General features: G+C 41.1%; 11 protein-coding genes and 2 tRNA genes. 6 read left to right on the forward strand and 7 right to left on the reverse strand.

All coding sequences use genetic code 11. The annotated features are described in order from the left end of the window. Positions 1 to 5: 5 nt before the first annotated feature. From QSE00_RS22940 to folE, 5 genes are all read right to left on the reverse strand, one after another. Positions 6 to 497: a DUF192 domain-containing protein gene (locus QSE00_RS22940; RefSeq protein ID WP_110355737.1), complete on the reverse strand. Its 492-nt coding sequence runs from the start codon at positions 495 to 497 to the stop codon at positions 6 to 8. Positions 498 to 543: 46 nt separating this feature from the next. Beyond that, positions 544 to 1,509, reverse strand: a complete 966-nt coding sequence (gene lgt / locus QSE00_RS22945; RefSeq protein WP_286107670.1) for a prolipoprotein diacylglyceryl transferase — start codon at positions 1,507 to 1,509, stop codon at positions 544 to 546. Positions 1,510 to 1,692: 183 nt separating this feature from the next. Then, entirely contained in the window at positions 1,693 to 1,914 is a 222-nt protein-coding gene (yidD, locus tag QSE00_RS22950; protein WP_034248263.1) for a membrane protein insertion efficiency factor YidD, read from the reverse strand. Positions 1,915 to 2,026: 112 nt separating this feature from the next. Continuing rightward, the gene (gene cysS / locus QSE00_RS22955; protein WP_110355740.1) at positions 2,027 to 3,508 is read right to left on the reverse strand and encodes a cysteine--tRNA ligase; all 1,482 of its coding nucleotides are present in this window, start codon (positions 3,506 to 3,508) and stop codon (positions 2,027 to 2,029) included. Positions 3,509 to 3,523: 15 nt separating this feature from the next. Then, positions 3,524 to 4,204 (reverse strand): GTP cyclohydrolase I FolE, encoded by a 681-nt coding sequence (gene folE / locus QSE00_RS22960; RefSeq protein ID WP_110355841.1) that lies wholly within the window; start codon positions 4,202 to 4,204, stop codon positions 3,524 to 3,526. A gap of 137 nt (positions 4,205 to 4,341) precedes the next feature. Between folE and QSE00_RS22965 the strand changes: the two genes are divergently transcribed. Together QSE00_RS22965 and QSE00_RS22970 are read left to right on the forward strand one after the other, a co-directional pair. After that, the gene (locus tag QSE00_RS22965) at positions 4,342 to 6,147 is read left to right on the forward strand and encodes a T9SS type B sorting domain-containing protein (RefSeq protein ID WP_286107671.1); all 1,806 of its coding nucleotides are present in this window, start codon (positions 4,342 to 4,344) and stop codon (positions 6,145 to 6,147) included. Between the two features lie 267 nt (positions 6,148 to 6,414). Then, a complete protein-coding gene (locus QSE00_RS22970) occupies positions 6,415 to 7,821 on the forward strand; it encodes a T9SS type B sorting domain-containing protein (protein ID WP_286107672.1) in 1,407 nt (468 codons plus the stop codon). A 69-nt stretch (positions 7,822 to 7,890) separates the two neighbouring features. Here the strand turns inward: QSE00_RS22970 and QSE00_RS22975 are convergent, their stop codons facing one another. Together QSE00_RS22975 and QSE00_RS22980 are read right to left on the reverse strand one after the other, a co-directional pair. Next, positions 7,891 to 9,399, reverse strand: coding sequence for an OmpP1/FadL family transporter (locus tag QSE00_RS22975; protein WP_286107673.1), 1,509 nt, complete (start codon positions 9,397 to 9,399; stop codon positions 7,891 to 7,893). Positions 9,400 to 9,445: 46 nt separating this feature from the next. Then, positions 9,446 to 10,678 (reverse strand): hypothetical protein, encoded by a 1,233-nt coding sequence (locus QSE00_RS22980; protein WP_286107674.1) that lies wholly within the window; start codon positions 10,676 to 10,678, stop codon positions 9,446 to 9,448. A gap of 99 nt (positions 10,679 to 10,777) precedes the next feature. Here QSE00_RS22980 and proS point away from each other — a divergent pair, with 99 nt between their 5' ends. From proS to rpsT, 4 genes are all read left to right on the forward strand, one after another. Further along, positions 10,778 to 12,253 (forward strand): proline--tRNA ligase, encoded by a 1,476-nt coding sequence (gene proS, locus QSE00_RS22985; protein ID WP_110355745.1) that lies wholly within the window; start codon positions 10,778 to 10,780, stop codon positions 12,251 to 12,253. A gap of 80 nt (positions 12,254 to 12,333) precedes the next feature. Next, positions 12,334 to 12,405 (forward strand) — tRNA-Glu (locus QSE00_RS22990). A gap of 71 nt (positions 12,406 to 12,476) precedes the next feature. Beyond that, a tRNA-Glu gene (locus QSE00_RS22995) sits at positions 12,477 to 12,548 on the forward strand. A gap of 52 nt (positions 12,549 to 12,600) precedes the next feature. Beyond that, on the forward strand, positions 12,601 to 12,852 hold the full coding sequence (gene rpsT / locus QSE00_RS23000; protein ID WP_031442787.1) for a 30S ribosomal protein S20: 252 nt from the start codon (positions 12,601 to 12,603) through the stop codon (positions 12,850 to 12,852). Positions 12,853 to 13,166 lie beyond the last annotated feature (314 nt).

A 13,166-nucleotide genomic window follows, 5' to 3' on the forward strand; every position in this document is an offset into this window, starting at 1 on the left:
GCCGGTTATGGTGCTTTACTATATACTATGGAATCCCCTACGGCTAAAGACCATTTATCCGCCAAACCGGCATTTACTTCAAGAACATATTTTACGGGAACTTTGGAGGGTAGGCTGTTTTCCTTAAGCGGTTGTGCATTTTTTTGAAAACTGGCGATTTTCATTTGGTCGTCCACAAAAATAAGGTCTAAGGGGAACTCCGTATTTTTCATATAGAAGTAATGCATGGCAACATCCTCAAAAACAAACAACATGCCCTGATTAGGCTCCATGGAACTACGGTACATGAGCCCTGTTTCCCTTTCGTAGTCGCTATCCGCTATCTCTATATCCAAAACGGTTAGAAGGGAATCCGATTCCTTTTGCAGGATACGCAGATCTCCTTCTTTTTTAAAGGTAATCGGCGCCGTTTTTATCGCTTTTTTAGCTTCTTCCTTACAGGAAAGTTGAATGACAAAACACACAACAAAGAGTAGATAGATTTTATTGTTCCTCATGTTACAATTTCTGTTGGTGAAGGCACCTTTAATCTTTCCAATCGGATTATTTGGTGGTACCCGATTTTGGTCTTAGCATATAATAGAGGCCAACTACAATAAAGGGTATGCTCAGCCATTGGCCGGTGGATAGCAAACCAAGTGACTCCTCAAATCCGCCCTGACTTTTCTTTACGTATTCCACAAAGAAGCGAACCGTCCATAAAAGCACTAGGAATACCCCAAAAAGGTACCCAAGTTTATCTTTTTTATCAGTTTTCCAATATAGAAAATACAAAATGGCAAAGACAAAAATATAACAGACCCCTTCATATAATTGGGCTGGGTGCCTATATGGAATGGCCTCTAAATACTCGGCAAACCGAGGATCTTTTTCAATAAGGTTATAGGCTGCATTTACCGTTTTTTCCTTGGTAATGGACAGGGCCTTGTATGCAGGCATATCGTCGGAATCGCGCACGAACCTGGTGGCCAGCGCAAAAGATTCCTCAACAGGTTTCCCGTTGATTTCCGAATTGAAGAAATTTCCCAGTCGAACACAAAAAGCACCTATGGATACGGGAATGACGATACGATCCAGAATCCAAAGAATTTTAAATTCAGGGTATTTTCTGGTGTAGAGGTACATGCCAATGATGATTCCAATGGCAGCACCGTGACTTGCCAGACCGGTAAATCCTGTGAACTCGTAACCATTGATAAACCCAAAAAGGGTGCTATCGGCACTTTCCCTAATAGGTAGCAATATCTCCAATAAATGGTTTTGGTAATATGCCCAATCATAAAAGAACACATGACCCAATCTAGCTCCCAACATAGTAGCCAAAACGGTATATATGAAAAGGGAGTCCAATTGCTCCAGGGATTTTTTTTCTTTTAAAAATATCTTCTTCATGAGGTACCAGCCCAATGCGAAAGCGATTATCCAAAGAAGATTGTAATATTTTATCTGTATTACCCCAATTTTAAAAAGGGTATCGGCGGGATTCCAAGTAAAGCCTAAAAAGTACATCTACAAATTTTTAAGGGACTAAGATAAGTAAATACTGTAAAGAATAGTGGAGTGAAATGGGTTAATTTTGATATACGGGCATGATTATATTTGGAAATTTGCAAAAGTTTAGAAGCCTTGTACTTTTGTTTGTGCCAATATTGACTTAATTAAATCGTATTACAACAAAGCTGGGAATAAAAACTATGGAACCGGGTCATAACCACTTCCTCCCCAAGGGTGACAGCTAAAAATTCTCTTTAAGGCCAGCCATCCACCTTTGAACAGGCCATGCTTTTGCAGGGCTTCCAAAGTGTACTGCGAACAGGTGGGGGAATAGCGACATGAAGCAGGGGTAAGAGGGGAGATAAAGTTTTGGTAAAATTTCACCAATAATACAAAAGGGGCTATTAAAATCTTTTTCATCTATTTAAGAATTTTGTATTAATCTGAAAATGAGCTTAATATAAAATTATAACTTAGATTGTGCGCCTCAATTTCGTATAAAAGCCAATTCAGCAATTGTTAAACCTCCAACCTAGCTGAGGCTAAAGGTAGTACCATCTTTGCCATCATTCAATTGAATGCCCATTCCTGCCAATTGGTCCCTTATTTTGTCCGATGTGGAGAAATCCTTATTGGCCCGTGCTTCATTTCGCAATTGGATCAAAAGACCAACTACACTGCTTAATTTATCGGAATTAAGCATAGCGTTATTTTGATTTTCCAAACCTAATATATCAAAAACAAAACTGTGCATGGTCTCTATAAAAAGTTCCTTGTCCTTTTCGGTAATGGTCTCCTTGCCTTCCTTTATTAAATTGATGCGTTTCACAGCTTCAAATAAATTGGCCGTTAGCATAGGAGTGTTGAAATCGTCGTTCATGGCATCGTAACCCTTTTGTTTCCATTCCGCTACATTAAAACTGGATGACGAACTGGTAGTTAGTTTTTCCATGCTTGCAATGGCGTCCATCAATTTTTGATAGCCTTTTTCAGATGCAGAAAGTGCTTCATCGCTTAGGTCCAATATACTGGTGTAATGTGCCTGCATCATAAAAAAGCGTACTACCGATGGGGTGTATGGCTTGCTCAGAATACTGTTCTCTCCAGAGAACATTTCATTGGGCAAGATATTGTTTCCGGTAGACTTGGCCATTTTTTTGCCGTTCAAGGTTAGCATATTGGCGTGTAACCAATATTTTACCGGTGCATGACCGTTGCAGGCCTCGGCCTGGGCTATTTCACATTCATGATGTGGAAATTTAAGGTCCATACCGCCACCGTGTATGTCAAAAGTTTCACCTAGATACTTGGTGCTCATGGCAGTACATTCCAAATGCCAACCAGGAAAACCATCACCCCAGGGGGAAGGCCATCGCATTATATGTTGGGCTTCCGCTTTTTTCCACAGTGCAAAGTCCTGGGGACTCTTTTTTTCGTCCTGAGCTGCCAATTCACGGGTGTTGGCAATCATATCCTCCAATTTTCTCCCGCTAAGTTTACCGTACTCATGGGTTTTGTTGAATTTTTCTACATCGAAATAAACAGACCCGTTAATTTCGTAGGCATAACCTTTTTCGAGAATGTTCTTTATGATTTCAATTTGCTCAATAATATGTCCGGTCGCCGTAGGTTCAATACTGGGAGGTAAAAAATTGAATTTTTGCAGTATGCTGTGGAAATCCAAAGTATATTGTTGTACTACTTCCATGGGCTCCAACTGTTCCAGTCGGGCTTTCTTTGCAATCTTGTCCTCCCCGTCTTCCGCATCATTTTCCAAATGTCCCGCATCGGTAATATTCCGGACATATCTCACTTTATAACCCAAATGTTTTAAATACCTGAAGATCATGTCAAAGGACATAAAGGTTCGGCAGTTGCCCAAGTGTACATTGCTGTAGACGGTTGGTCCACAGACGTACATACCAACGTGACCTTCGTTTAACGGTTCAAAATCTTCTTTTTTTCCTGAAAGGGAATTGTAAACTTTTAATTTTTGAGTTTGGTACAAAGACATTGGTAAGTGGGACAATTAGAATTTAGTATCGATGTTTATATAGTCCAAAAATTCTCGTCTGACGGCCTCTTCTTTAAATTTTCCGCCGTATTCTGCCGTAACGGTACTGCTTTCAATGTCGCGTATACCTCGGGAATTTACACATAAATGTTTGGCGTCTATAACACAGGCAACATCTTCGGTACCCAAAACCTCTTGTAGTTCCCTAACGATCTGAATATTCAATCGTTCTTGGACCTGTGGTCTTTTGGCGTAATAATCCACTATCCTGTTCATTTTGGACAAGCCAACAACAGTGCCTTTGGAAATATAGGCCACGTGGGCCTTCCCTACTATAGGCAATAAATGATGTTCACAAGTGGAATATAAAGTAATGTTCTTTTCCACTAACATTTCACCGTACTTGTATTTATTATCGAAGGTGGATGATTTGGGCCGTCGTTTTGGATTTAAGCCCCCGAAAATCTCATTGACGAACATTTTGGCCACCCTATTGGGGGTCCCCTTTAAACTGTCGTCCTCGAGGTCGAGGCCCAAAGTCAGCATTATTTCGTTTACACTGCCCCTGATTCGGGCTATTTTTTCTTCATCACTTAGCACAAATGCATCCTTACGTAAAGGTGTGTCCTCAGCAGCGGAAACGTGATCGTCCCCTAACTCTTCAAAATGCTTTTCCAATGCGTTGTCGATTTTCATTAAAATATTGCTTTTTAAGGCAGCAAAGATATACATTATATGCCACTTTATACCATGTTTGCCTTGTTACACAACATAAATTAGTGTTAACTAAATCTCGGACTTACTTTTGAAATTCCCCAATTTTATAGGTATTCATGAACAGGTTGGTCGTCCTTTTTGGTGTTTTTTGGTGTCTAGGTACTACTTTGGCCAGGACCCAAGTGGCTCCGGATTGTTCAAATGCGGTACCTATTTGTAACAATACTCCGGTAAACGGGGGTACAAATGGCTTTGGTGCGGATGACTTTAATGGAGCCGGTAAATCAGGTTGTTTGGAAAAAACTCCTTCGGGTTCCATTGAATCCAATGCTGCTTGGTATAGATTTAGAACGGGGGCCTCGGGACAATTAGGGTTTAATATTGGTTTCGATTCCAACGAAGATTGGGATTTTGCCCTTTATAAGGCCAGTGATTGCAATTCCCTCGGAGAGCCTGTTCGCTGTAATTTTTTTGATAATAGGGATGCCAGTAGTTTTATTGGTGTAGGGGAGGACCCGCAAGGTGCAACGGATAATGTTCAATACGAAGAATGGTTGGAGGTTTTGCCCGGAGAGGATTACTACTTGTTGGTGAATAATTTTAGTAATATCAATTCTGGCTTTTCAATTCAGTTCACAGGTCAAATCTTTGTAACCAATCCTTATGACGCATTGGATTGTGCAATTGTAAATAATCTTTTGGGACCCCCGATTGCAGCTTGTGACAATGAAAACGTTGTTTTGGACGCCACTATGTCCGATGTGGTAAGTTATACCTGGTATAAGGATGTAGGAAGTGGTTATGCCGTTATTCCGGGGGAGGCCTCTGCTACCTTAAATGTTCTGGAAGCTGCTTTTTACCGGGTGGAGGTAATCACCCAGTCCCAAAATAATATTATTAGCGATGTGCAGGTTGGATTTTCCCAAGCACCATCAACTTCTCCTGTAGCGGATGAGCACTTATGCTTGGATTCAGGTAAATATTATTTAGACCAAAAGGATCAACAGGCTTTGGGCGGACAATCTGCGAGCGAGGTAATTTTATCTTATCATAATAGTTTAACCGAGGCTGAAGCAGGAGTAAATGCCCTTCCTTTGGAGTATAAATTGCAGCCAGGGGAACAGCGGATTTACATTAGGGCCAGCTCGGTACAGAATCCTAGGTGCTATGACGTTTCAGAGGATTTTATAATAACGGTCCATGAGCCATTGGTTCCCGATTTTCCCTTGGAGGTTTTTCTCTGTGAAGGGGAGGTTAATGCCGTAATAGGGGAAATGGACCCAGATCCAGCATATAATTATGTTTGGAGTACTGGCGAGTTAACTTCCAATATTACCGTGGTCCAAGGCGGGGAATATACCTTGACAATAACCGATAAGCTTGGTGTTTCGCCTTGTAACAATACTTTTAACATTAAGGTCTTTGCTTCAAAAACACCTCACATAAAGGAGGTGGTAATAGAGGATCTGCAGGATAGCAATACCATTGCCATAATGCCCGATCGGGAGGGGGATTTTGAATATAGTTTGGATGAAGGGGCCTATCAGTCAGATAACAAATTTTATAAGGTACTTCCTGGTGTGCACAATGTTACATTGAACGATTTGAATGGCTGCGGAACAGCTACGGAAAGCATTGTTGTGGTAGGGTTTCCTAAGTTTTTCACCCCCAATGGGGACGGTTTAAACGATGTTTGGAATATAGTTGGGATTTCCAGCTTGGAAGAACCTTTATTAACGGTTTACAACAGGTATGGTAAGCTGCTTGCACAATTGTCGCAAAATAGTGTGGGATGGGATGGTACCTATAATGGTGTGGCATTGCCTTCGGACGATTATTGGTTTAAGCTAAGTTTTAAGGATCAAGATGGTCAGCGTATAGTGGCCAAGTACATCAATAATCATTTTTCCTTAAAACGATAATCTTAAATTGGTAAGGGGCTATTCTTGGATTCTATCCTGATATTCCCAGTAGGCATTATAGGCGCAATTAAATAAACCAATTGTATACAAATCAAGGGTAGTGGTCATTGCCCAAGGCACCTGGGAATAAGTATGGAGAGGTCTAAGTTTTTGTGATAAAATATACCTCTTATATACTAAATCATTTTCATAAGAGTTATTATACTTGATTTAAGTATGTATTTAGCCCCAATTTCTATGCGGACACTTATCTGTTCTATATGTGTTATGTTACTGTTTGTTAGTAATATAGTTGCGCAAAATTCACCTGATTGTAGGAGTGCCATTCCTGTTTGTGCAGATGGCCAGCCAATTATGCCAATTGTTGATGGCGGTGGTGATATAGACGACTTTGATCCTGAGGTAATTCAGCAAAGTGGTTGTTTGGAGAAAGGAAGTGTAAGTTCTGCGAATATCGAAAACAACACCTCTTGGTTCGTTTTTAGAGCAGGTACAGGCGGTCAGCTAGGTTTTGACATAGAGGCTTTGCCGGTAACGGGTACTACAATAACAGCGGAGTGGGACTTTGCGGTTTATGGTCCTTATGATCAGACCAGTGGACAGAATTTCTGTTCGATTATAGGAAGTGGATCAGAACCTATCCGTTGTAATTATGAAGCCAATAATACGCGTTTCACGGGAATAGGTATCAATCCGGAGAATGGGGATGTGGGTGCTCCTTTTTTAAAGCAAAGCCAAAACACATATGACGAATGGTTAAATGTACTCCCAGGAGAAATCTACTATATTTTCATTAATAATTTCAACACCAATTTCGATGATGATGCTGAGCAATTTTCATTGACTTTTACAGGTAGTTCGGTTGATGCCGATCAAGATAATGCGTTGGATTGTACCTTACGAGACGAATTTTTGGGATTGGATATAATTGCCTGTGAGGATGATCCGGACATCACCCTATCTGCACTTAATTCTCCTTTTGGACCTGATATTACAAGTGTGGTATGGACTGTAGATTATGAGGACGATGGCGTTATTGATGCCACCTTGCCGGGATCCGGGCCTTCCAATGCCGAATTGGTGGTGAGCAGCCCCAATTCTGGACGCTATTTTGTTGAACTAACCAACAGTTTTGGAAATGATGTAGGTGATGATATACTGATCACCTTTTTTGGAACCCCAGTTTTACAGGAAGTAATCGTTAGGGACGACCTTTCTGATAATAATATTGTAGAAATAGTAGTGGCCAACCCGGACGGTAATTACGAATATGCCATTAACGGTGGTGAGTTTCAGGATGATCCTGTTTTTAATAATGTGCCACCGGGGGTTAACACGGTGATTATAAATGATAAAAATGGCTGCGGTACTTCGGAGCCACAAGAATTCTTGGTGGTGGGTTACCCCAAATTCTTTACACCCAATGCCGATGGTATCCATGATAGATGGAATGTATATGGAATCTCCACCTTGATAGATCCGGTGGTATATATATTTGATCGTTATGGTAAATTGCTTAAACAGATTGATGAAACCACAATAGGTTGGGACGGCACTTTTAATGGAAGGCCAATGCCTTCATCGGATTATTGGTTTAGGATGGATTATTCACGGGACGAAGGCGGAATCATTGTAGCGCGTTCCGTTAGGACCCACTTTACGTTAAAGCGATAATTACAATTTGTACTAAAAACAAAAAAGACGGGTTTTACCCGTCTTTTTTGTTTTTAAATATGGTATTTATTAGAAATTTAGGGTGTAACCTAAACTTATTACGGAGTTTTTATTGGTTATGCTGGCCGGTGTTGGTAGGCCTACATCAAACAATTGTTTATTTATGTCCTGTGTGGAATAGTTGTAGGATAGGTCTAACCTACTTCCTCCAAAATTATATCCAATACCCCCTGAATAGCCATTTAAATCCCCTATGGTTCCCCCGTTGGCGTACGGACTTTGCTCAAATCTATATCCCGCCCTTAGACTTAGGGCCTCAATACGGTACTCCCCACCCACTCTAAAGGTGGAAACAGTACTTAACTTATCCGAGATATAATCATTTTCCGAGGCAAAACTAGGGTCGGAACCAGGTCTTAACTCTGCTTTTGACATGTCTTGATAACTATAGTCGAAACTTATAAGGCCATCCTGACCAAATATCATAGCTAAACTACCTGTTAATTTCCCGGGTATTTTAATGGTGTAATCTTCATAAATATTAACGATATTAAAATTGATATATGAAATATCACTTGCCGCCAGATCCGAATATATTTTTTGGGAAGTTTCATCCGATAAATTGTACCAGGTTGGGGTTTGGTAACTACCACCGATTCTGAAATTTTCATTTAATTTCCCAATGGCCCCCAAACTAAGGGAAAAACCAGTTCCCTGGGTCCTCAAAAAGTTATCGAAGGTTATATTCTGAATTTCCGAATCGGCATCAAAGCCTCTTTCGGACAATTGGGTGAGCTTGTCCAGGAATACACTGTGAACGTTAAGAGAAGCCCCTAGATACAAATTGTCTCCGTATTGTGAGGCCAGGTTGGCGGTAAACTTGCTATTGTATCCTGTAGTACTCTGAGAGTAATCTTGGTCAATGGTGCTGTATTTGGCGTTGGAGATATAAGCGGTATTATTGTCGTCCGAAAAGTCTACAGGGTCCAGTATCCCGCTGTAATATCCCAAAAACGCCTGTTGGTCCACAAATCCCAAAGTAGCTCCTATATCCAGATAGGCTTCTTCTATAAACTCGTCGTCCTGTATCAAGAGTGGTCCAAAAGGCACTCCGTCGGCCATATTTAAAAAGTAATTATCTATACCTTGATTGCTATTGCCGGAAACAAAAAGGTCATCGTCAAAATTTTTGATCAGGTCATAGTTAAATGCCAATGCAAGTTTTTTCCAGGGAGAACTGGTGCTGGTGCTTTTAAACACAAAAACACCTCCAATTTGATTAAGATCCAAAGAATTTAAGTTGGTGCTGGTGCTACCGTTGAAATAATGTGCATCATTTTTGGTATTGTAATTTGATCCCGTTAAGGATAATAAGCTGTTATTAAAAACAGCGGAACCCGCCGGATTTACGTTTAAGGAAGATAAATCCCCTCCCAAGGCCCCAAAGGCACCGTTTAATCCTTGAAAACGTGCTGTTCCATAGGAACCCTCTCCGTTTAGCCTTAAAACATCATTGATGTTCTGAGCACTGGCGAATGCACATACCAATAGTAGAATGAAAGTGTAATTCCTTTTCATTTTATTTAATTTAGAAAGTTTTTATTGAAATATGGGACCATGTTTTTTAGTTACGTCTTCCGCTACTTCTACTACTGGATGACGACGATCTTGAAGAAGAACTGCTAGAGCTTCTCACGCTTCCACTGGACCTACTGGAGCTGCTGGAACTTCTATAGGTACTACTGGACGACCTGGATGGAGTGCTGCTGGAGCTACTTCTGTAGGTTCCGCTTGAAGACCTTGTAGGTGTTGAGCTTCTATAAGTTCCACTGGACGATCTCGTAGGGCTAGTGGATCTTCTATAGGTAGAAGTTCTTGGAGCGGTACCTTTATAAGTTCCGCCCGATGAATTACTCCTACTATATGTCCGATTGCTTCTAGAGCTGCTGTTGTAATTGGGTACCGCTCTTGTACTTCTGCTGGTACGGTAAGTGCGGTTTCTGTCCAAGGCATCTACCCCTACGTTACTGCGGGATGTGGTACCATTTCGATTGATATTACTACGCGAAGTAGTACTTCTATATCGGCTGCTGCTTGTACGGTTGGCAGTGCTTATATTTGATCTTCCGCTTAGAGCAGTGCTTCTCAGGTTGGAATTGGAATTGTAAATCCCTCTCCTGCTGGCGCTATAGGCATAATTTCTGTTATAGTAGTTATTTCCAAACCTACTACGGGAATAGTAATATGGGTAATGTCTATAAGGAGAATAGTAATAAGGGCTGTAATAACCGCCCCATCCGTAGCCTCCCCAGCCCCAGTTGTTCCAGCCATATCCATAACCGTAGCGATTCCATCTCCAGGGGTTGTAATACCCGTAATAACCTCCGTAGTAGCCGCCATAAAAACCACCGTATCCCCAGACAAATGGAGAACCGCCCCAACCCCAATTATCATAAATGTTGATATTCACATCGGTGGCGTTGTCCCCCCATGATCCATAACCATTATAGTCGTTGTTGGGGGCGTTATAGCTTAGATCTTGGTTGTAGCTGATGCTGTCGGATTCCATATCACTGTAATAACCATCAATATCGGTGAATACCTCACTGTCCAAAATTTCACCGTATTCATCGGCCTTTTGTCCAAAATAATCACCATAGGTATTTTGTTTTGGAGCAGGCTGTTGGGTTCTTGGTCGTTGTTCGGTTACCCGAACTTGCTCAGTTCTATTGGAATAGATGCCATCATTATCATAATAAGAGGCTTGCTGGTAAGACCCGCAAGATGCCAATACTATGCTAAGGACTACAAAAGTTGCTGCTATATGTATTCTTCGGTGGGGCAGAGAATGTATCATCGCTGTAAATTTAATTGTTGAACATTGTAAAAATAGTTAGTTTTGCCGAACTATTTCATTTAATTATAAGGTCGCAAGTTTTGTGCCAAACTTACTGGTATGGGTAAAAATTTAACGAAAAGAGCAGAGGATTATTCCAAATGGTATAATGAACTTGTTGTAAAAGCGGATTTAGCTGAAAATTCGGGGGTTAGGGGTTGTATGGTCATAAAGCCTTATGGCTATGCCATTTGGGAAAAAATGCAGGCCCAATTGGATATTATGTTCAAGGAAACCGGACATGAGAATGCTTATTTTCCATTGTTCATACCTAAGTCCTATTTGAGCAAAGAAGCCAGTCATGTGGAAGGTTTTGCAAAAGAATGTGCTGTAGTGACCCACTACAGGCTAAAAAATGCCGAGGACGGTAGTGGTATTATTGTGGACCCGGAAGCCAAGTTGGAGGAAGAACTTATTGTTAGGCCTACATCGGAGACAATTATATGGGATACCTATAGAAGATGGATTCAATCGTATCGCGATTTACCACTCTTGATCAATCAATGGGCCAATGTGGTGCGATGGGAAATGCGAACCAGACTTTTTTTGAGAACGGCGGAATTTTTATGGCAGGAAGGGCATACGGCCCATGCAACCGAAAAAGAGGCCATTGCCGAAGCGGAGCTGATGATGAACATATATGCGGAATTTGTGGAAGAGTACATGGCGGTACCGGTTATAAAAGGAACCAAAACGGCCAGTGAGCGGTTTGCCGGGGCATTGGAGACCTATTGTATAGAGGCCTTAATGCAGGATGGTAAGGCCTTGCAGGCTGGTACTTCGCATTTTTTGGGACAAAATTTCGCAAAAGCTTTTGATGTGAAATTTGCGACCAAGGAAGGGGTGCAGGAGTATGTATGGGCAACCTCCTGGGGGGTTTCCACACGCTTGATGGGGGCATTGATCATGACCCATAGCGATGATAATGGATTGGTGCTGCCACCTAAATTAGCTCCCATACAAGTAGTAATTGTGCCTATATATAAAGGAGAGGATCAATTGGATGCTATTTCCGAAAGAGTGGCTCCTTTGGTAAAGGAATTGAGATCCAAAGGAATCTCTGTAAAATATGACAACCGAGATACCCATAAACCGGGATTTAAGTTCAATGAGTACGAATTGAAAGGGGTGCCCGTTCGGTTGGCGATTGGGCAGAGGGATATGGATAATGGTACTTATGAAGTGGCGCGAAGGGATACTTTTGAAAAGGAAACCGTTAAGGGCGATGAGGTAGTGGCTAAAATTGAGTTTTTGATGGAAGATATTCAGACAAATATCCATAATAAGGCCTTGGAGCATAGAAAATCACACATCACCGAGGTAAATTCCTATGAAGAATTTAAGGAAGTTTTGGAAAGTAAGGGGGGATTTTTGTCGGCACATTGGGATGGGACCCCGGAAACGGAAGAATTGGTGAAAGAGGAAACAAAAGCTACTATTCGCTGTATTCCCATAGATGCCAAGGAGGAAGCTGGAGTCTGCATGGTTACGGGAAAACCTTCCTCCAAAAGAGTGCTTTTTGCCAAGGCGTATTAAAAGATTTTAAAAAAAATTATTTAGGTCTTGCGATAGTAAAAAATAATTGTATTTTTGCATCCGCAATTATGCGATTTGATGGTCCGTTCGTCTAGGGGTTAGGACGCCAGGTTTTCATCCTGGTAACAGGGGTTCGATTCCCCTACGGACTACTAAGGTTGTTTTGAAATTTTGGGGTACTGATGGCAATTGATAAATTGTGTCCGTACTTGAAACCAAAAATGGTCCGTTCGTCTAGGGGTTAGGACGCCAGGTTTTCATCCTGGTAACAGGGGTTCGATTCCCCTACGGACTACACATTGTATTTAGGGGTGTAACCCAATAAAAAAAAATTAATTAAATAGAAAATGGCAAATCATAAGTCAGCATTAAAGAGGATTAGAAGGAACGAAGCGGTAAGATTACGTAATAGGTACCAGCACAAAACAACCCGTAACGCTATCAGAAGATTGCGTACCGAGGAGGATAAGAAAGCTGCTGAAACCTTGTTGCCAAGTGTTGTAAGTATGATCGATAGATTGGCCAAGCGCAATATTATCCATTCCAACAAAGCTGCAAACTTAAAGAGCAAGTTGACGAAACAAGTAGCTGCCCTATAGGTTTTATAATATATTATAAGGAACGCCCTTCGTAAGAATGGGCGTTTTTTTGTTTTTATTATCCACCGTATTTCCGTGTTGTCAAAAGTGTTCTGGGATCAAGTACAATTTCTGGGTATTTGGATATTTATGCAAATAATTGAGTTAACCTAAACAGGAAGAATTCTGTATTTCTAACGCCTCTGAATTGCGGGATCAAGTCCAAAAGTTGGGTTTTTACCATTTTAAGAATATAATTTAATCAAGCGATATAAGAAGTATTCCGTATTCCTGACTCCCCTAAATTGTGATCTAAAAGCCTTTACTTTGGCATT

Origin of the sequence: Arenibacter flavimaris (assembly GCF_030291335.1) — a bacterium.
In the GTDB taxonomy this organism is placed as follows: Bacteria; Bacteroidota; Bacteroidia; order Flavobacteriales; family Flavobacteriaceae; genus Arenibacter.

Excerpts from the sequence above, each read along its gene's own strand:
- rpsT (WP_031442787.1), top strand. The coding sequence starts at position 12,601 with ATGGCAAATCATAAGTCAGCATTAAAGAGGATTAGAAGGAACGAAGCG.
- proS (WP_110355745.1), top strand. The coding sequence starts at position 10,778 with ATGGGTAAAAATTTAACGAAAAGAGCAGAGGATTATTCCAAATGGTAT.
- QSE00_RS22965 (WP_286107671.1), top strand. The coding sequence starts at position 4,342 with ATGAACAGGTTGGTCGTCCTTTTTGGTGTTTTTTGGTGTCTAGGTACT.
- folE (WP_110355841.1), bottom strand. The coding sequence starts at position 4,204 with ATGAAAATCGACAACGCATTGGAAAAGCATTTTGAAGAGTTAGGGGAC.
- lgt (WP_286107670.1), bottom strand. The coding sequence starts at position 1,509 with ATGTACTTTTTAGGCTTTACTTGGAATCCCGCCGATACCCTTTTTAAA.
- QSE00_RS22940 (WP_110355737.1), bottom strand. The coding sequence starts at position 497 with ATGAGGAACAATAAAATCTATCTACTCTTTGTTGTGTGTTTTGTCATT.
- cysS (WP_110355740.1), bottom strand. The coding sequence starts at position 3,508 with ATGTCTTTGTACCAAACTCAAAAATTAAAAGTTTACAATTCCCTTTCA.
- QSE00_RS22970 (WP_286107672.1), top strand. The coding sequence starts at position 6,415 with ATGTTACTGTTTGTTAGTAATATAGTTGCGCAAAATTCACCTGATTGT.
- yidD (WP_034248263.1), bottom strand. The coding sequence starts at position 1,914 with ATGAAAAAGATTTTAATAGCCCCTTTTGTATTATTGGTGAAATTTTAC.
- QSE00_RS22980 (WP_286107674.1), bottom strand. The coding sequence starts at position 10,678 with ATGATACATTCTCTGCCCCACCGAAGAATACATATAGCAGCAACTTTT.
- QSE00_RS22975 (WP_286107673.1), bottom strand. The coding sequence starts at position 9,399 with ATGAAAAGGAATTACACTTTCATTCTACTATTGGTATGTGCATTCGCC.